A 20107-nucleotide genomic window follows, 5' to 3' on the forward strand; every position below is an offset into this window, starting at 1 on the left:
TTTAACAAAAGTCTCAACCTGACAAATTAAATTCAAAGGACTTTTTAGCCTCTTTATTTCAAAGTTAAAATTTGATAGTGATTACCTTTCCATAACTATCTTTCTACGAACTATTCCTCTAGCTGTTTTTAATTTTAACGATTTAACTTCTTGTCCTAAAAGGTTGTACAACGACACCTCTAATAGATCTATCTTATTCTCGTTATGTATTTTTACAGAAGAATTATTCGCATCAAAATGAATAAAAAAGTTGGCCTTTTCAACCTCATTGGCTGTTAAAAATTTCGCTTGGCTGGATTGAAACACTAATTTGAACCTATTATTATAAATGCCTTTTTCCAAATACACTTCAAAAGGATTCTTATTAATTTCATTTATTTCACCTGTTAATTCATCTTTAATATAAATAGGCATATTCGATTCTAAATGCTCTAAAGCATCAAGCCTTATTTTTGCCACACCACTCTTCTTAACAATGATTCCTAAGGAAAGCTCTTTAGACGCATCAAATGCATCAACACCTTGAATTACTAATTTATTATTATCAATAGTCCAATACATATCTTCGACATTCACACCAACCATAAAGGCATCGTAGCCTAAATCGAAACCACTTGAAGCTTTACTATTAGCTCCAACAACAATTTGTCTATGGTATCCTAAAGGAGAATCGTAAACCAAACGAATGGTTGGTGTGTTGTTTTTTGTTTTATTGTTTGCAATCTTACTTGATGTTTTGTCTTTTGAAGACCTCATGAACAGCGACGATGAGCCATCTTCGGTTGCATATACGCGTTGGCTGTTTTTAAATATAATGGTTCCACCATCTACACTAGAAATTGTTCCGCTATTATCATTAGGGTTTCCTTCTAATACTGTAGACACAAAAAAGCCTTGGTTTGCAGGAATATATTGCCCTGGCACTTTGGTTCCTACAGCAGCACTACCAGCATTGGATGTATTGTTAATTCTTGCATCATTTGAAATGGCAGCTGCTCCTCCAATTAAATTATACGTAGCATAACCACCAACATAGTCTTTTAATACATGTGAGTTTGCCTGACCAAAATGATCCCAAAAATACAGAGCGCCATTAATAACGGTATTTGTATTGTTACCACCTTCAGCTACACTTATATTATCTAATATAAACTCTATGGCATCTATGGCAGAAGGATATGGATTCCCTATTAACCTTTCAACATCGCCAGACGATTTATCTAAAGCCAAAGTAATATCACCATTATTTGGCAGGCCTTTAAACACATAATTTTGAAGTGTTGTTATTGGAATTGCTGCTGAACCTCCCGTTCCTTTCATTGTAAAACCTTCACCAGCAAGTAAAGAAGATGTTTCATTTATTTTTATCCAAGCATTATAATTATTTGCTGTACCATAAAATTTATATAACCACGCCGTACTAATCGTTCTTGGGGAACCCGGTGGCGGAATAGAACCGCTTCCATTAAGGGATGTGCTAAATAAAAGATCTTGATATAATGCCGATATGGTTCCGTCTTTTAAAACATCTTTTATGGTGTAGTTAGCATTTGTATTTGAAACACCTGTACCTCTTGTGGCACTATTTCCAGCGATGGGACCTACTGAAGACGACCAATAATTATAATTAAACCCATTAGCTGTACCCTGTTGGTCTCTTTCAATATACCCACCACTATCGGCATCAACAATGCTGCCTTCGGTTTGGATTAATTGCGATTCACCTACTAAATCTATGACACCATCTAACTCTAAATAATGGGTAATTGTTAATTCTTGACCTGCATTGTTTTCTTCGGGTGTTGTGGCTACTGGATCTGCAATTGTTAAAGTTCCATCGGCTTGTATTAAACCTAAAAGTGAAATATCCCTATCGCCTGAGCTTATATTATGCGACATTTGAACGATGTTCCAATCGACTTTAGTAGTACCATCTAAACTTATTGAATTGGGTATGACTTGATCGGCATTATGACTCCAGACAGCACCTGTATCCCAATCGCCATCTGCTACAGAAATATAAGGTAAAGGTGTTGTTTGTGCATCAACAAGGGCTTTGTCTTTTACTAAATATTTTAATCGCAAGAAGTTTCTATCGTCTGTTAAGCCTTCTACAGTTGAACCATAAAAGGAATTAAAATCATAATAGGCCTTTAATTTACTCCAAGCAATTGTTGACACTTCATTACAGGAACTCGCCGAAGGGATCATTTTACCACTTACAAAATCTCCTGTAACCTTTTCTATTTCTTGATTCATAAGATAACGTACTTGATCTTCATGGAGTCCTTGATCCCATATATACACTTCATCTATTTCACCTAAAAACGGGTTTGAAATGTTATTTTTTCCAACATACAATGCGCCAACAGCAAAACGATTGAAATTTGGAGAAGGTGCGGTAACGTTTTGTTCTGACTTGTCTAAAACACCATCTACATATAAATATATCGTTCCACTAATGTAGACAAATGTTATTTGATGCCATTTACCGTCATTCAACTGCATTGTAGATGTAAATCTTGGCGTTACATCATTATCTACCATCACTTCAATTTGGTCACTCGTATTTAACCTTAGCTGTAGCTTACTTCCTTTAGACATTATTGTTCTTGGACTTGCATTTGCTGTATTGTTTTTAACCCAAGCAGAAATAGTAAAGTCGTTAACATTTAAATTAAGCGCATATTCGCCCACCAAATAATCTCCAGAACCCATACTAACGGAATGATTTTCAGAAAATCGAGCTGCCTTACCAAATGTGAAATATTTAGTACCGTCAAAATCGTACCAAGTCTTCAGGTTTCCGGCACCATCAGATTTTAAAGGAATAACATCTATAATGTCTGTATTGGAAAAATTAGAATTATCAGCAACAATTAGCACATATTCTTCATCGGCACCCAATGTAAATCCACTAAAAGCAGCACTTGGTATGGAGACATATACATTTTCAACATCGCCTCCAGAACCAGATTCTATAGATTCTACAATTTTCCAGTTGCGGTCAATACGCGTCAATGAAGTGGTAATTCCTGATGCTATAGTAATTGTATTTGTATTTGATCCTGTATAACTTGCATTATTACATCCCCAAACCAAAAAGTCGCCATTGGCATTAAATTCATTGGTATTGGCACTATTTGTATTAAAAATACCATTTAGACCAATAGTTACTTCATTGGTCGTATTGATTGTTTTTGATTGTTTTTGATTCAAATCGGAATCATCATCCCTACCAATTCCTGCAATGTGGTAATTAAAGCCTGCATTTGCGGTTATATCCCAAACAGACGTATTAAAAGAATTAACATAATTTTTTTGAGCTTCTGCCGAAGCTCCTAGAGTAATACCATATTTAATGGCCAAATAAGATTCTATTTTTTGTCTTCCAGCAGCATCTACACTCGTTTCAAATGTGAAAATTTCAGCGATTCGCCCATTTAGACTACCTACAAGATCATAATTTCTACCAATCCAATATTTGCTTCCATTTATATTAGTAAAGGAATTAGTAACCGCAGATGTTGTTAAAAGATTGGAATTATATAAAATTTCTTGACCCGTTGGAGATGTTATTGTATTGTTTCTAATATTTATAATACCAACATTAGAATAAGTTGAACTGATTTCCGCAACACCATTAAAACTTCCTGTTCCGGCAATGTCTTGATTATAAGATAAGGTTTCATTAGTAAAACCTGAAGAATAATCACCAAAACCCAATCCGGTAACATCGCCAGCAGTTTCGGAATCTACCCCAGCAAAAATGGTATTTCTAGTAGAAGCATGGGTCATGTTTGTGTCTGGAATCATCACAATAAATATATCTGCACTATAAAATCCGCTTAAAGGCGCGTCGCTGTTATACATATATTGTTCTGTAGCTCCGCCATCATTTACGAATTTCACTACCGGATTAAAATTTATATTATCGGCTGGTGTATCTAAATATGTTGGTTCTTTACCAGAAACTGTACTGGCATTTTTCCCATTGGTCCCTACATCAATCCAGTTGGTAAGATTAGCACCTGATGTGGTAATCCCTCTGGTAGATTTTAACCATAGCCTAAAATCGGCAGTAATACCACCTGGTCCAGGAATACTATAATTAAACATTTCTGCGCTGACATCAAAAGTAAATGTTGTATTGGCTGTATTGGTAATACTTATGGTTGCCGTTTGTGTTCCTGTACCAGCTACCGGTCCCGTAAAAGTAACAGGTAAAATAACATAAGCCCCTGGAACAACAGTTGTAGGAATACCAGTTGGTGTATAATTTGGCAATAAAACATATCCCGGTACCGAAAAGTCAGCTACCGAACTAGAAATTGCAGAAATATCCATAGGGCAACTCCCAGTATTTGATAGAATATAATAACGTGTGATACTTGCGCCTTCGTCTACGACTCCAAAATAAGTTCCATTAATTGACGTTGTAATTGTTGAACCATTAACTATATCGGCAGAAGGGCTCCCTCCTAGCACATTAATTTCAGGGTCTCCATTTATAGAAAACGCAAAGGTAAAATCTGGATCTTGCTTAACTTCTATAATGACATCAGTAGAAGCATCGCAATTACCACTTATATTTGTAATGGTAAAATCAAAATACTTGATTTTACCATTACAGCTTTGGGTATCTATATTTATTGGGGTTTTATCGGTGGAAATTAAAAAGTCAGTTGTATTTGACAAATTTACATCTTCAATTTTAACTTTATCACAATCCGTTCTTATGTTTGTAATTCTAAACGAAATCGTATTGCCCGCAGAAATAGCGACTGGAGTGCCTTCTAAAACTGTTGATCCTCCTAAAATTTCAACTTGGATGTCTTGTGCGTTGCCAATAAAATTAAGTAGTAAAAAAAATATGACTATTCTAAAAATAAATAATCCTTTGAGAGACTTGATTTTCATGTGAGAGACTTAAATGTTAAATATTTATTAAAAAGGCAAACATAAATAAATTTATCGTTTAAATGCTATTTAATCCGATAAAATGTATAATTTTTTAATATTTTTATAATTTTTCATCTTAAAAACAAGTTATATCCTACATTTTAGTGTAATAATACTTAATAAATTCATGTAGAAAAAAAATAATGGTCTTAACCAAAATGCTTAAAAATATTGTAACTTTAATTTTTAAAAACTCAAATCTTAAATTTCATTATCATAAAATGAAAAGAACTTTTATTGTGATACTATTAATGATGTGCCATGGGCTCTCCTATGGACAAGCAAACAAATTTTTTAGGCAAGCTAACAAAGCTACTGACTTGAATGAAAAAATAGAGCTTTACACCAAAGTAATAGAGCTTGAACCTAAAAATCTTGACGCTTACTTTTATAGGGGTCTTGCTAAAAACGATTTGGGTGATTATTCCGGAGCTATAGTAGATTATTCTAAAATAATCGTTTTGCAACCAGATGCAGATACTTATTATAACAGAGGGAATTCTAGATACAGTCTAAAAGATTATGTTGGCGCACAGGAAGATTACCAAAACGCTTTTAAACTTGACCCAAACTTTATTGATGCTCTTTATAGCCTAGGGTGCGTAAAATATGATTTAGGGGATTATGAAGGTGCCATAAAAGATTTTACTTCGGTAATAAAGGTTATACCTTCACAAGCTAAAACCTATTTTTTAAGAGCAGCTGCTTATAGTGCCTTAGAAAAATACCCACTGGCTTTGAATGATTACAGTCTTGCTATTTTAGCAGATCCGAGTTCAGATTCATACTACAAAAGGGGTGTATTTTATTTAGGCATCAATTACTACGAAAAAGCAAATTTAGATCTTTCAATTGCTTTAAAGCTAAACGAAAATAATAGTTATGCTTATTTTTATAGAGGCACTTCAAATCTGTTTTTAGGAAAATATATGGATGCTGTTACCGATTTTAATACCGCTTTACGCTTTGATTCTTTAGATTTTGATGCCCTTATTGGCTTAGCCTTAACTTATTATAAAATAAATGATTTAAATAAATCTAAATTATATTTTCAAAAAGCAAAAGCTATCATATCACCAGAAGAAACTATAGAAAATATAGACCAATTTAAAAACACCTATTGGTTTCAAAATCAGTACTTCTTTTTTAATGAAAATTTCAAAGAATTATCTAAGTTATAATTTTTAAAAATCAGCCTCTATACTTTAAAGGCAAATGGACTAGCTTTTTGGTTTCGTAAAAATCTTCTGTATAAAAATCGCTTAAATTGTATATAGTAACCGTTTTATAATCTTGAAGCTCTTCTGCTAAATCACCACCTTTTAAATACAGTATTCCGTTTTTAAGTTCGTGGTTTTGCTGTTTGGCTATTTTACCTTTTACCCAATGCACAAATGTTGGCATAATGGCTACGGCTCGACTTACAATAAAATCATAAGTACCGTCAATTTCTTCAACACGACTGTGGGTTGTTTTCACATTGGTCAACCCTAAGCCTTCAACCACTTCATCGACCACTTTTAACTTCTTTGCGATACTATCAACCAAATGAAACGAACAATTTGGAAACAAAATAGCTAACGGAATACCTGGAAAACCACCACCTGTACCAACATCCAAAATCTTACTGCCATCTTTAAATTCAACAACTTTAGCAATACCTAATGAATGTAAAACATGCCTTAAATAAAGTTCGTCAATATCTTTACGGGATACGACGTTTATTTTCAAATTCCAATCTTGATAAAGGGCTTCTAATTGTTTGAATTTACTTATTTGATCGTCCGTAAGATTCGTAAAGTATTTTAATATCAGGTCCATTCTTGTTAAATTTTCAACAAAAATATGCTTTTTAAGTACATATTTTTACAAAAAAACGTTATTACTTAAGTTGGTTTATGCCTATCTTTGCAGCAGGTATGATCAACAATTTTTTATTATAATCATATTAAAATTAATAGCATGTCACAACAAACCCTATCATTCTCAAGAACAGACTCTGCAAAGTTTTTCCGAACACTTAACAAACGTGTTAACGATTACTTTAAAGATAATAACATAAAAAGAACAGGCAACTGGAAATTATGGGCAAAAACCATTGTGATGTTCTCTCTTTTTTTAACGCCTTATTTTTTACTTTTAACATTAAACATACCTGGGTGGGCACAATTGCTATTAACCATAGTTATGGGCATAGGCATGGCCGGTGTTGGTATGAATGTGATGCACGATGGCAACCATGGCTCTTTTTCTAACAAGGAATGGATTAACCGTTTAATGGGAAGCAGTATCTATATTCTTGCCGGAAATGTTTACAATTGGAAAGTACAGCACAATGTATTACACCATACCTACACAAATATTCATGGTCATGATGAAGATTTAGAAGCAGGCCGCATTTTACGTTTTTCAGAACACTCTGAATGGAAATGGTATCATAAATTCCAACAATATTATTCTGTTTTATTATATGGATTGCTAACGATCAATTGGGCAATTACTACCGATTTTCAGCAAATGAGACGCTATATGAAACGTAAATTATCATACGGTAAATTCCCTAATCCGGTTTGGAATTGGAGTAAATTGGTGATTTCCAAAATTATTTATATTGCTATTTGGATTGTGCTTCCTATGTTAATTTTAGATATTGCTTGGTGGAAAATCTTAATAGGATTTTTTCTGATGCATTATACAGCAGGTTTAATTTTAAGTGTCGTGTTTCAATTGGCTCACGTCATGGAAGATGCCGAAATGCCTCTACCAGAAAAAGATGGCTCCATGAAAAATACTTGGGCAGTTCATCAATTAAAAACAACCGTTAATTTTGGTGTGAAAAACAAGATTATAAACTGGTTTACTGGTGGTTTGAACCATCAAGTAGAACACCATATCTTCCCTCATATTAGCCATGTTCACTACACTAAAATTTCAAAAATAGTTAAGGAAACTGCTAAAGAATTCAATTTACCATACAACGAATATAAAACTACCCGTAAAGCCATTATCGCGCATTTTAAGCACTTAAAAGAAATGGGCATGAAACCAGCTTTACACGTCTAACAACTATTATTTATTTTTAAATGCAATTACTATCCGATAGAATTTTAAACATGGCTCAGTCTGCTACACTAGCTATGGCTGCAAAAGCACGAGAGTTAAAAGAAGAAGGCAAAGACATTATTGGGTTAAGTTTGGGTGAACCAGATTTTAACACACCCGATTTTATTAAAGATGCCGCTATTCAAGCAATTAATGACAATTACAATTCGTACTCACCTGTTGATGGGTACGGCGATTTAAAACAAGCCATCATCACTAAATTTAAACGTGATAATGGTTTAACTTATACACCAAACCAAATAGTAGTTTCTACAGGTGCAAAACAATCGTTGGCTAACATTGCTGCGGTTATGACCAACAAAGGTGACGAAGTTATTATGCCTTGTCCTTACTGGGTTAGTTATGCCGATTTAGTAAAATTAAACGATGGTATTCCTGTTGAAGTTAAAACAACGATAGCTACCGATTTTAAAATGACACCTGCACAGTTAGAAGCGGCTATTACACCAAAAACTAAAATGATTTGGTTTAGTTCGCCTTGTAACCCAAGTGGTTCTATATATAGCAAAGAGGAACTAAGAGGATTGTCAGATGTATTGGTGAAATACCCAAATGTTTATGTGGTTTCTGATGAAATTTACGAACACATTAACTATGTTGGTGGTCATGCAAGTATGGCTCAGTTTGAAGATATGTACGACCGTACCATTACTGTAAATGGGGTATCGAAAGCATTTGCGATGACTGGATGGCGTATTGGATATATTGGTGCTCCTGAAAAAATTGCGCGTGCATGCAACAAAATGCAAGGGCAAATTACAAGTGGTGCTAACTGTATTGCACAACGTGCGACTATTACAGCACTTAACGAATCGCCAAGTCGTGTTCAATACATGATTGACGAATTTAAAGTACGTCGTGATTTAATTTTAGGTTTATTAAACGAGATTGAAGGTTTTGTAACAAACGTTCCTGAAGGTGCATTTTATGTATTTCCAAATATCTCTTATTTCTTTGGAAAAACGCTTCGTGGAAAAACCATAAATAATGCTTCCGATTTTTCTTTATATTTATTAGAAGAAGCTTTAGTAGCCACTGTTGATGGTGAATCGTTTGGAAATCCAGATTGTATAAGAATTTCTTATGCGGCTTCACAAGAACAAATTATTGAAGCTATTAAACGTATTAAAGCTGCCGTAAGTTAAAAAATAAATATTTTTTAATCTTCATTATAAACAAAGAAGACTGCTTTTTTAAGCAGTCTTCTTTGTTTATAAAACTATTTTGTATTGATTCCTAATCAACAGCATCTTCAATATCATCTCCTACTTCTTCTGCACCTTCTTCAATGCCTTCTCCTACTTCTTCAACACCATCTTCAATTTTTTCTTCTGGGTTTTTTTTCTCTCTACAGTTCGTAGAAGAAATTCCTACTGTAGCTAATAATAAAAATATATATACTAGTTTTTTCATCTTATTGCTTTTTTAAGTTAATAAATGGCTTTAAAAATCTTATATTCAGTGTTTTATATTAAACTCGTTTAAACTTTTTATAATTGGTTAAAAAAGTTTAAACGAGTTCATTATTTACTTTTGTAATCTCATATTTAGTTTTGATTTTTTTTATTTAAAACTGATATCTAATACCTAAAGCAATGTCTAAATCGAGGTCGTTGTTATCATAAACTTCATCACCAAAGCCTATTTCGGGTCTAAAGTCTAATGACAATAATAATGGTATATCAAAATTATATTCTATACCAATATCTCCTGCTGCAAAGGCAAACGTATCGGTATAATCATTGTCGTTATCATTATTAAAGCTATATGACCCAACACCACCACCAAGACCAACGTACCAATTAAATCCATCTTCTATATTCCAAACCCATTGGTGCAATGCTGCTAGCTTAAAACCATCGAAGTTTTTTCCATCTCTCCAGCCTAAATCTAACTCTAATCTACGATCTGGAGCTAAACGTGCTTGATAGGATATTTCACCACCAAAACCATCACTATCACCCAATCGTAAACCTAATGCATTTTTTGAAATATCTTGCGCATTCATTGATACACTTGCTATTAATACTAGAACACCAGTTATTAAATATGTTTTCATCTGTTTATATTTATTGATTTTTAATTGTAAGATGAAACACCCTTTATAATCATCTTCGTATATGTGAATATGATTCTCAGGGGTGCTTCATTTATTTGTTTTTAAGTTTTTCTTAAACTAATAATTATTTTTTTGCATCAGAGTTTTCTTCCGATTTTGCTCCCATTCTGTTTACTGTGTACATGGGTGCAAACTTTAATTTTAGAGCGGCAATTTTTCTATTATCCTCACTTGATAAACCTTCTTTTTCAACGGTATTCTTTCTTGTATCGATAGCTTCATAAATCAATTTGATTTCATCCCAATCTTCACGAGAATACGAATCTTTATTTTTTTCAACGGTATCAACAAAGTTTTGATAAACACTCAAAATATTATCTTTATTAATCCATTCAAAACTCAAATCGCCTCCAGTATATTGGCTTCCTAATAAAGATTCACGAATCATCATCTTAGAATTTTCCTCTTCCATTCTCTCATGTTCTGCCATCACTTCTGCTTTAAATTTCTCATATTTTAAAGTAGCTTCGTCTATCTCTTTTTGTAATTCTGAATTATCATCTATAGACGCTATGGCTTCATTGGTTTGTGATTTTACTTCTTGATAATCTCTTTCAATGGCTTCCCAGTTTTGAGCAGCTTCTTCAGTCGTTTTACGACTTACAGAGTCTATATAAAATTCATAATTATCTACTTCCTTTTTAGCCATATCTTTACGACCATCGTTACATGCTACAAATATTATTGATGCAGCAATTACTCCTAATGTTAATTTTAATGCTTTCATTTTTTTAAGTGTTATTAATTATTTAAGTGTTATTTAATTATTTATTCTTCACTAATGTATATCTGCATGGATCTTTTTTAAAATAAAGTTGGTTATCGCATCCTGTAAAGTGTATCCTGAAATTTTTTTCATTAAAGAATTTGATTTACCTATGATTATTTCTTTTGAAAAATATACTCCTGTAATGCTTAATAAGGTTTCAAAAGGATTTATTTCTACTTCTGATAGTTCTCTAAAATCTTTTACTGTCTGGTTGAATATGTTAGCGGGTCTAAAATTTTTGAAAATTTCATAAAACCGGTGTTTTAATTCTTCACATTCCTTCCTTCTTCTATTTTCAAGAAGGACCATTGCATCATTTAATAGTTCTATTTGATTTTCAGGCTTCTTCATGAGTCTTTTTTTTAAGTACTAAAGCCAATATCAAATAGACCCCAGATACAATAAAAAAACTTAAGTCCATATTAACAAACAATGTAAGCATGGCAACAACTATAACAAAAAGCATTGTGAATGAAGACGAAAGCGCATCGGCAGCTTTATCAACCGCTTTTAACACAAATAATTCCATATCTGTTTTTGTTCCCTTTTTTACCTCTTCATAAAGCTTGTCTATACTTGCCATGTTTGTGTTGCTGTTCATTTTTAGTTTTAAAATTACAGTTCAGAGTTTACTGTATTCTTTATTTTATCTTTTCCTTCTTCTAGAATTTCTTCCCCATTGTTAACTATCGAATCATATTTTTTTGATAACGTATCTAAAAAATTATCAAGCTCTTCTTTCAAGCTTTCTTTAGCTTCTATAGTTTTGTTTTTAATTTTTTTTCTGGTTTTAGATCCTTTGTCTGGTGCAAATAATACACCTAATACTACACCTGTAGCGACTCCTGCTAATACTCCTAATACACTTGATTTCATAATTTGATTTTTTTTGTTTTCTATTACTGTTTCCCCATCACAGATGGTGTTTTTGTTATTTTAATTCATGCATAGCCTACACGCCTCTACCTCCAATTAATCTTAGTAAAATGGCTATTACAGCAATCACTAATAATATATGGATAAGACCTCCAGCACTGTAAACAAAGAACCCTAAAGCCCAACCTATTACTAGTACTACTGCTATTAGATATAATAATCCTCTCATAATGTTTAATCTTTAAATTGTTAATGGTTCTACTCGCGTTTTATGTATTTGATTTAAATTATAATTCAACTTCACTATTATTTTAACTGCTAATACCTTAAAGTCCAAATCATTTGTCATGACTGACAAATATTCTGATTCTGTAATTTCACTTTTCAATAGCTCTATAATTTTACTTAAGTACGCTTCAAAAAAGTCAGCTCCATCAATTTTAGACAACTCGCTAACTTCTTTTTTATTCAACCTTGTTGGCAGCAGTATCAATTTTTTTTTAGCCAAATCATTTAAGTCCTTTTTAATTTCTATGTTATCCTTTATTAGCTTATATGATATGATTTTCTCACGATAAGCACTGCTTTTTTCTAGTGATAACTTGCTCAAAACAATTATAGTTTCATTTAATGTTGATATATCTGATATGGACCTTGCTTCTTCAATATTGATTTTAACTCTTTCTGCTAAGGTATCATTGTACAAACGGTTTTTGCTTTCATTCTTATCTAAACTACAAGAAATAATACTCACACATATAGTTATAATTAGTGAGAGTACTGCATACTTTTTTATGTTTTTATTAATTATCACTTGTGTTTTTTCTCTACATAGCAAAGATGCAAACCAGACTAGGGTTTTACGTTACAGCATTTTTAGCGTTTGTTATAGAATTTCAATACACGGGAAAAACATCCCAAAACCAAAAAAAGCCCGAAGCATCTTGCTTTAGGACTTTTTTTTAAATTTTTTTTTAATTATAAATTAATTTTATACGGGAAAATAAATGGTAAAGGTGGCAGCTACTTGAGGTTTGCCATGGGCCATAATAAACCCATCGTGGTTATCAATAATCTTTTTACAAATTGACAGCCCCACACCTGTTCCGGAATAGTCATGCTTGTTATGAAGCCTATTAAATAATTCGAATATTTGATTTGCATATTGCTGTTCGAAGCCTATACCATTATCTGAAAAAGTAATTTTATGATAATTGTTTTTTGATGCATTTATCAAATTTTCATCATCTTTTGAATTAATTTTTGAATATCCTATATTAATAACAGGGGCTACATCTTTTTTACAGTATTTTAGCGAATTACTTAACAAATTTAAGAACAATTGGTGTACTTGAAAAGGAATTACGGGTATTGTCGGCAACACATCACTAATAATAGTTACTTCTTTTTCTAAAATGGTATCTGCTACATCTTGTTTGGCATTTTCAAAAAGATCATTCAAATTGGTTAAAACAAATTCCTTATCCGGCTTGTTGGTTCTTGAAAACTGAAGCAAATCGTCTATTAACAAGCGCATTCTGGTGGCAGATGCCTTGATGCGCTCAAGGTACTGAAGTCCGAAACTCGAAAAGTTTTTGGTTTCATTTTCTTCCAATCTAGATATAAAGATTTGTATTTTTCGCAAAGGCTCTTGCAGGTCGTGGCTGGCAACATAATTAAATTCTGAAAGTTCAGCATTGTTTTTTTCAAGTTCTAAATTACGCTCTTCAAGCTGCAAATAGTTTTCAATTTCATCTGAAATATCAGTAATATTCCCAACAATTCGTTTATCTCCGTCTCCAATAACAAGCAATTTACCGTAAGCTTTTATATGTCTTACGGTACCGTCCTTTTTAATAATTCTAAAGTATATAAAAGGCAAATCATTTACTTTCATCATTTTATCTATATCGTCAACAAATTTTTGCTTATCATTTGGATGAACAAAATCCATAAAGTTTTCTAAAGTGGACTTAAAAGCCCCTGGTTTTTCGCCTAAAACCCTGTACAAATTATCTGAAAAAACAAAGGTGTTCGTATCAACGTGCCAAACCCAATTGCCATGTTTCCCAATAGTTTCTAATTGAATAGTCGCTTCTTTAAATATTGATAATTGATTATTAAATGTCTTAATGTTTTTAAAATCGTTACTTATTCTATTGTATGAGATTATGATTAACACCAACGTAAACAACAACAATAAATACAAGAATAATGGCGTAAATTGTAAATTGCTTTGATGCTGTTTTTGATCTTCTTTAAGTTGTTTGTTTTCAAGCGCTACCATCTCGTTGATTATCTGCCTGATAGAATCCATAATTATTTTTTCTTCAAAAAAATTGGATTTAAATTCTTCTGTTAATGTTAGCTTGTTTTCAACAAAAGCATTGGTATGTGTAAAATTGTTGAATAATTTGTCAATATATTTGCTAAGTGTTTTTAAATTTTCTTCTTGAGTCTTGCTATCGCTTGCTGTCTCTTTTAATTCGGCAAACGATTCGTTAACCTTTTCTCTGGCGGTTAAATAGGGCTCTAAGTGGGTAGTATCTTTTGTTAAAATGTAATTTCTATGACCGTTTTCGGCATCCTTGAGGTATGAAATAACTTTTTCTAACTCAACATTTACTTTATAAGTGTTAACAACCTCTTTGGTAGACGCTGTTAAATTAGAAATATGTCGGTATGTAAAACCACCTATAACCAGAATGAGAAACACACTAACCAAAAAAACAATTCTTAAGAATAAAGCCGACTGTGTAAATACTTGTCTGATCATCCCAGTCTCATTAAAAAATTATCTTTGTTTAGACTATTGGTATGATATTGCCAATTAATAGATACAACTTCTGAAAGCACTTTTTTAAGTTGTTTAAAACTACTTGGTTTTTTAATATAAATATTGGCGCCTAATACGAAGGTTTCTTCAATATCTTCTTCCGATGCCGATGTGGAGTAAATAGCAATCGCAATGTCGGACATCTTACTATTTGCCCTAATTTCGTTCAAACATTCTATGCCCGACTTTTTTGGCATATTTAAATCTAAAAAAAGCACATTTGGTAAAATGGCATCTTCGCTGTTTAAATAGTCCATGAGTTCTACCCCATCGTTAAAGGTAGTTACTTTGGTATTCATACTTAATTCCTCAAAAGCATCGATAAAAAACAGTCTGTCGTCTTCATCATCGTCAGTAAGAATGATATGTATATAATCGTTTGGCATAAATGAATTTAGTATAAATACTGTTAGCTTTTTTGTTGAGCAATACTTCTTCTTTTTGAAATAATACGCTGAAAAGCAGAAGGTGTAATACCTGTACTATTTTTAAATTGTGTACTTAAATGCGCCACACTGGAATAATTAAGCTTAAAGGCTATTTCGGTTAAACTTAAATCGGTAGTTAATAGCAGTTGCTTGGTATATTCTATTTTTTGAATGATAATGAAATTTTCAATGGATGTATAAGTAACCTCTGAAAAGAAATTGGAAAGATACCCGTAACTATGCCCTAATTTTTCCGACAAATATACCGAACTTTTGACGTTTACCGCAACATCTTCATTAAAAACCATATCCACAATAACATCTTTAATTTTTTGGACCAAAATACTTTTTTGGTTTTCAACTATTTCGATGCCGTACTCCTTTAAAGCATCATTTAAAATTTCGTAGGTTTCAGTCGGTACTTTTTCCAGCAACTCAACTTCCCCAAAAGCTAAAATTCTATACTTTATCTTAAGCTCATCAAGCTTTGTTTCTAAAACTCTTTTGCAAATAGTATTAAAATCGAACTTTATAAATAATTTCATACGCTAATAATGATTGTTTTTTAAGGTCATAGACACCTTATCTTCATTAAATTTTCTTTAAAACGCGTTTATCAATGGCGATTTCATATGAAGTTTAATTATTGTAAAGTTAAGAAAGCATTTTGTCTTAACCTCAATTTATTTTAGGCTGTACCTATTTAATCTTTTAATCTGAGTTCAATATAATAATTAAACTCAAATTCATATCAAAACACATATCAACTAACTCAGCATAAAAACGTTAATACATCAAAAATCTTCAAACATCGCATATTTGTCTGTCTAAACGTGATGAAGACAGCTACATATAACGTAAAAACATCCATAATATTTAAATAGAATTCATATTATTTAGCTTTTCTAATGCCTTTCCATCTTTTTAAACGGCTCCTTGCTCTACTTTGAAGATGCTTATCTACAGGTTCGCCTATAAGAAATCCATAAGCTTCATACCCTGGTGTGTTATCAAACAATATTTTTAAAGTTGCCGTAATGGGTAATGCTAAAATCATACCCGTTATTCCCCAAAGCATTGAAAACAGCACCAACGATGTAATAACAACAAAAGCATTAACGCTTACTTTAGAGCCCGTTATTTTAGGTGTTATAAAATTACCTTCTAAAAATTGAATAAATCCAAAAATAGCAATAACACCAAATGCATACCACGCTGAATCTTTAGTTGCCAGAGCTATTATGGCCGGTAATAACGACCCAATGATAACACCTATATAAGGAATTAACAATAAAAACGCTGCCAAAAAACCAAAGAAAAACGGATTACTTATACCCAAAAGCAATAGTCCCAAACTATTTAAACAACCAACAATAATAATAACCTTAATTAAACCTAGCAAATAATTTTGTTGGATTTCGTATACCTTTTTTAATATACTATTTATGAATGATTTTGATTTTGATCTGAACGCTTTATAAATAAATGTTCTGAAAAAGGATCGGTAATACAAAAAGAAAAATATATAAATAGGTATTAAAACCATATCGCCTAAAAGGCTACTGGATTCAGATAAAACAATACCTATTTTATCTAAATTAGCTTTAATAATGTTTTCGGCTTTATACTCCTGTTCTGAAAAAAGTCTATTGTTTCCTATATTAAATGTACGCTCTAAATTGTTTACAGATCTATGAAATAGTTCCCCTAATTTTTGCGAGTAAATCTCGCTATTATCCATAAAATAGCTTAACCGCGTACTAATTAAAAAAAAGATTAATGCCGTTAAAAAAAACAAGGTTGTTAAAGATGCAAGTGTTGCAAACAACCTGTTACAGCGCCATTTTTTTTCAAGAAACCTTTGAATAGGAAATATCATAACGCTAAAAATAATAGCGAATAATATAGGTACTATAAAAGGCTTTAATATATATAAAACAAAAACCACAGCTATAAACGACAGTAGGCTTAAAGCACTGTGATTGATGTGTTTTTTTGCATCCATATTATATAATAAAAAACTGCCCAGAAGTTACAAAAAATGGTCTCACTAACCAACCAAAACGACCATAATTGTAATAATTCCAGACAGTATATTTATTTTCTACAAATCGGATAGAATTCTATGCATTTCTTCTTTGGTCTTCCCAAGTTTTTCTTGTAACCTACCAACTAACTCGTCTTGTTTCCCTTCTGCTAAAAGCAAATCATCATCTGTTAATGTGGCATATTCTTGCTTTAATTTTCCTTTTAGCTCTTTCCAGTTTCCTTTAATTTCTGTTGTGTTCATAATTTTATTTTTTTTGGGTTAACAATCATTTTTTACTTTTTAAGCTTTTTTGCCTCCTAAAAAACCAATAAAAAGAGCCACAAGTCCTAAGCCAATAGTTATATATGCATTGGTATTATCTTGTTGTTTAACAATATCTAAATCCCCAATACTTATTTGGGTTTCTGGAATTATCATGGTATAAATACCATAAGCTAACAATCCCACACCTACTATTATTAAAATTGTTTTTACACTTTTATTCATGGCTTAGTAATTTGATAAGTTATTTTGATAAGTTATAAAGAAGCTTTAATCGTTTGATACAAAGATACTATGGCAGTAAGTGTTTGCTGTTACACAATTTTTACAGAATATTATAGAATTCAATAAATATTTTAGGAATAAAAAAATGTGGTGAAGTGACTTTAATATATTAATGCATAAAATACATGGCTATAAAAGTTATAATAAACATAATTGACACAAATAATAGGATTTGCTTGATTCTATTACGCTGATTTTCTAACTGAAGCCTTTTTTTAATTTCTTTGAGCTGTTCTGGGGTTGCTTCTGAACTTTTAAATTCAAGTTTACCACTTTCTTTTCCAGACAAAGTCCCCTTTAATTTACTTCTTTTATCCAGTAAATTTCTATTACTCTTCAAAGACGCAATCATAGATTGTACAACACCAAAACTCATAATTTCTAATGATTAAGATATATAGCAAATGAAACTAAAATTATTAAGAATACTCCTAAAACAATAAGCTGTCGAATCCTGTTTTGTTTATTTTTAATTTGAATTCGCTCTCTAATTCCCTCTAATTGTTCTGCTGTAACTTTAGGAAATTCCTTTAATTCAATAGCAGCATAACTCCCTTCTAACGCTTTCGTTTCTTTGCGTTTTGCTAAAAGACTTCGGTTGTTTTTCAGCGAGTTATTAGCAGCCATCATGGCACCTTCTCCACCCATAATTTCTAAGTTTTAATGGTTTAGATTATTTGAGATTTGCTCAAAGATTATCAGTTAACAATCGTAAAAAGCTGCTTTAAGTTATAAGTATGGCATTTTATTAAAATGTTACAAAAGTTATTTGTTTTTTTTGCGTTAGTGATAGTAGTGAATAGCTTTTGGCGAGGCGCGCATCGAGCCAAAACTAGTAACGAATAGTGCGACCGCTTGCCCTGAGCGCAGACGAAGGGTGTGGTAACGTCCAATTATTACAAAGATCAAAAACAATGGGATTCCCACCTATATAGAAATGACAAATGAATTATCAAACTATCTATTTCGCCAGAAGAAAGGTGTGAATAAAATAAGTACCGTAAAGAGTTCCAAACGCCCAATAAGCATTAAAAAAGATGACCACCATTTTGCCAATGCAGGTAATGCCGAATAATTATTAACCGGTCCGAAATCACCAAGTGCCGGACCAATATTACCCAAACTGGAAGCGGACAAACCTATTGCCGATATAAAATCTATGTTGAACATAGAAAACACCAAAGCACCAATAATAAACGACAACATATACAAGATAAAAAATGCCAATACGTTAAACACAATAAACCTATTTATGGCTTTATTGTTATAACGAACAGGCACAATAGCACTAGGGTGAAGTGTGCGTTTAAACTCTAAAAAACCATTTTTTATAAGTATTAAATGGCGTACAACTTTTACACCACCTGCCGTACTTCCTGCTGAGCCTCCTAAAAACATAAGTCCGAAAAAGAAAACCAATAAAAATGGTGTCCACAAGGTATAATCGGCAGAGATAAACCCTGTTGTAGTAATAACAGTTAACACCTGAAACAAGGCGTGCCTAAAAACACTTTCACCTTTGCCCCAAACCATAGGGTGGTTTATGGACGATTTTGAGACATCTGCCTGAAAGTAAATTACAAAGGCTGCTATTATGGTAAAAACAGCTATAAATTTAAAGTACAGCTTAAATTCTTCATCATGAATTATTTTTTGAACTTTTCCTTTAAACGCAAAATAACTTAACACAAAGTTTGAGCCTGCCAAAAACATAAACAATATAATGATGTATTGAATAACTGGCTGATGGTTCCAATAAGCGACACTGGCATTTTTTGTTGAAAACCCGCCTGTAGATAGGGTTGCCATAGAATGATTGATGGCATCAAAAAAAGACATACCTGCCAACTTCAGCAACAGTGTTTCGGCTGCTGTGTAACCAAAATAAATAAGCCATAAACGTTTGGCGGTATCGGTTATTCTTGGGTGTAATTTATCGCCACTGGGACCTGGTGCTTCGGCTGCAAAAAGCTGCATCCCTCCTATGCCTAATAATGGCAAAATAGCTACGGCAAGTACAATAATACCCATGCCCCCTATCCAATGTGTGGTGCTGCGCCAAAACAATATGCCTTTAGGTATTATTTCAATATCGTTTAAAATGGATGCTCCCGTAGTCGTATAACCAGACATGGTTTCAAAAAAGGCATTCGTAAAATTTGAAATACTTCCCGTTAATACATACGGTAACGTACCGGACAAAGACATGATAATCCAACCAAAGGCCACGACAATGTAGCCTTCGCGCTTGTTCATTTCTTTTCTATGCTTGGCAGTAATAAGCATGGTTACAATACCAACGATTATGGTAAACAGGCCGGCAAAAAATATTTGTAACGTTACACCATCACTATAAAAATAACTGACTAGTGACGATAACAGCATGAAACCACCATTA

General features: G+C 32.5%; 22 protein-coding genes. 3 read left to right on the forward strand and 19 right to left on the reverse strand.

Translation table 11 applies throughout. The features are described 5' to 3' along the window. Positions 1–81: 81 nt before the first annotated feature. Entirely contained in the window at positions 82–4920 is a 4839-nt protein-coding gene (locus tag CJ739_RS02670; protein WP_117172508.1) for a DUF8202 domain-containing protein, read from the reverse strand. 263 nt (positions 4921–5183) lie between these two features. Between CJ739_RS02670 and CJ739_RS02675 the strand changes: the two genes are divergently transcribed. Further along, positions 5184–6143 carry a tetratricopeptide repeat protein gene (locus CJ739_RS02675; RefSeq protein WP_162880108.1) on the forward strand — a complete coding sequence of 320 codons (960 nt, stop codon included), beginning with the start codon at positions 5184–5186 and terminating at the stop codon, positions 6141–6143. 10 nt (positions 6144–6153) lie between these two features. Here the strand turns inward: CJ739_RS02675 and rsmG are convergent, their stop codons facing one another. Beyond that, positions 6154–6783, reverse strand: a complete 630-nt coding sequence (gene rsmG / locus CJ739_RS02680) for a 16S rRNA (guanine(527)-N(7))-methyltransferase RsmG (RefSeq protein WP_117172510.1) — start codon at positions 6781–6783, stop codon at positions 6154–6156. Positions 6784–6924: 141 nt separating this feature from the next. On the opposite strand from rsmG, the gene CJ739_RS02685 reads away from it, so the two are divergent. Beyond that, the gene (locus CJ739_RS02685; RefSeq protein WP_117172511.1) at positions 6925–8025 is read left to right on the forward strand and encodes a fatty acid desaturase family protein; all 1101 of its coding nucleotides are present in this window, start codon (positions 6925–6927) and stop codon (positions 8023–8025) included. A gap of 20 nt (positions 8026–8045) precedes the next feature. Further along, positions 8046–9230 carry a pyridoxal phosphate-dependent aminotransferase gene (locus CJ739_RS02690; RefSeq protein WP_117172512.1) on the forward strand — a complete coding sequence of 395 codons (1185 nt, stop codon included), beginning with the start codon at positions 8046–8048 and terminating at the stop codon, positions 9228–9230. Between the two features lie 91 nt (positions 9231–9321). Here CJ739_RS02690 and CJ739_RS20245 read toward each other — a convergent pair whose 3' ends face one another. The 17 genes from CJ739_RS20245 to CJ739_RS02770 all read right to left on the reverse strand — a co-directional run bounded on the left by CJ739_RS20245 (position 9322) and on the right by CJ739_RS02770 (position 20094). Further along, positions 9322–9498 (reverse strand): hypothetical protein, encoded by a 177-nt coding sequence (locus CJ739_RS20245; protein WP_162880109.1) that lies wholly within the window; start codon positions 9496–9498, stop codon positions 9322–9324. Positions 9499–9652: 154 nt separating this feature from the next. Next, on the reverse strand, positions 9653–10144 hold the full coding sequence (locus tag CJ739_RS02695; RefSeq protein ID WP_117172513.1) for a hypothetical protein: 492 nt from the start codon (positions 10142–10144) through the stop codon (positions 9653–9655). Between the two features lie 124 nt (positions 10145–10268). Then, positions 10269–10931, reverse strand: coding sequence for a DUF6565 domain-containing protein (locus CJ739_RS02700; RefSeq protein ID WP_117172514.1), 663 nt, complete (start codon positions 10929–10931; stop codon positions 10269–10271). 51 nt (positions 10932–10982) lie between these two features. Next, positions 10983–11324 carry a hypothetical protein gene (locus CJ739_RS02705; RefSeq protein ID WP_117172515.1) on the reverse strand — a complete coding sequence of 114 codons (342 nt, stop codon included), beginning with the start codon at positions 11322–11324 and terminating at the stop codon, positions 10983–10985. Continuing rightward, positions 11311–11574, reverse strand: coding sequence for a hypothetical protein (locus CJ739_RS02710; RefSeq protein ID WP_117172516.1), 264 nt, complete (start codon positions 11572–11574; stop codon positions 11311–11313). The genes CJ739_RS02705 and CJ739_RS02710 overlap by 14 nt, the downstream gene beginning before the upstream one ends. 14 nt (positions 11575–11588) lie before the next feature. Continuing rightward, complete coding sequence (locus tag CJ739_RS02715) at positions 11589–11849, reverse strand: YtxH domain-containing protein (protein WP_117172517.1); 261 nt, start codon at positions 11847–11849, stop codon at positions 11589–11591. A 76-nt stretch (positions 11850–11925) separates the two neighbouring features. After that, the gene (locus tag CJ739_RS02720; protein WP_117172518.1) at positions 11926–12078 is read right to left on the reverse strand and encodes a lmo0937 family membrane protein; all 153 of its coding nucleotides are present in this window, start codon (positions 12076–12078) and stop codon (positions 11926–11928) included. A gap of 12 nt (positions 12079–12090) precedes the next feature. Then, the gene (locus CJ739_RS02725; protein WP_162880110.1) at positions 12091–12603 is read right to left on the reverse strand and encodes a DUF4142 domain-containing protein; all 513 of its coding nucleotides are present in this window, start codon (positions 12601–12603) and stop codon (positions 12091–12093) included. A 237-nt stretch (positions 12604–12840) separates the two neighbouring features. Continuing rightward, complete coding sequence (locus CJ739_RS02730) at positions 12841–14625, reverse strand: CHASE3 domain-containing protein (protein WP_117172520.1); 1785 nt, start codon at positions 14623–14625, stop codon at positions 12841–12843. Continuing rightward, a complete protein-coding gene (locus tag CJ739_RS02735; RefSeq protein ID WP_117172521.1) occupies positions 14622–15071 on the reverse strand; it encodes a response regulator in 450 nt (149 codons plus the stop codon). Before CJ739_RS02735 ends, CJ739_RS02730 begins: the two co-directional genes overlap by 4 nt. 23 nt (positions 15072–15094) lie before the next feature. Continuing rightward, positions 15095–15658, reverse strand: coding sequence for a helix-turn-helix domain-containing protein (locus CJ739_RS02740; RefSeq protein ID WP_117172522.1), 564 nt, complete (start codon positions 15656–15658; stop codon positions 15095–15097). Positions 15659–16005: 347 nt separating this feature from the next. Further along, positions 16006–17118 carry an AI-2E family transporter gene (locus tag CJ739_RS02745; RefSeq protein ID WP_117172523.1) on the reverse strand — a complete coding sequence of 371 codons (1113 nt, stop codon included), beginning with the start codon at positions 17116–17118 and terminating at the stop codon, positions 16006–16008. Between the two features lie 99 nt (positions 17119–17217). Beyond that, positions 17218–17403 carry a CsbD family protein gene (locus CJ739_RS02750; RefSeq protein ID WP_117172524.1) on the reverse strand — a complete coding sequence of 62 codons (186 nt, stop codon included), beginning with the start codon at positions 17401–17403 and terminating at the stop codon, positions 17218–17220. Between the two features lie 39 nt (positions 17404–17442). Continuing rightward, positions 17443–17649 carry a hypothetical protein gene (locus CJ739_RS02755; RefSeq protein ID WP_117172525.1) on the reverse strand — a complete coding sequence of 69 codons (207 nt, stop codon included), beginning with the start codon at positions 17647–17649 and terminating at the stop codon, positions 17443–17445. 169 nt (positions 17650–17818) lie between these two features. After that, positions 17819–18085: a hypothetical protein gene (locus CJ739_RS02760; RefSeq protein ID WP_117172526.1), complete on the reverse strand. Its 267-nt coding sequence runs from the start codon at positions 18083–18085 to the stop codon at positions 17819–17821. 5 nt (positions 18086–18090) lie between these two features. Then, positions 18091–18357: a hypothetical protein gene (locus tag CJ739_RS02765; protein WP_117172527.1), complete on the reverse strand. Its 267-nt coding sequence runs from the start codon at positions 18355–18357 to the stop codon at positions 18091–18093. Between the two features lie 309 nt (positions 18358–18666). Then, a complete protein-coding gene (locus CJ739_RS02770) occupies positions 18667–20094 on the reverse strand; it encodes a TrkH family potassium uptake protein (protein WP_236951588.1) in 1428 nt (475 codons plus the stop codon). Between the last annotated feature and the right edge of the window lie 13 nt (positions 20095–20107).

This window comes from Mariniflexile sp. TRM1-10, from assembly GCF_003425985.1.
Classification (GTDB): Bacteria; Bacteroidota; Bacteroidia; order Flavobacteriales; family Flavobacteriaceae; genus Mariniflexile.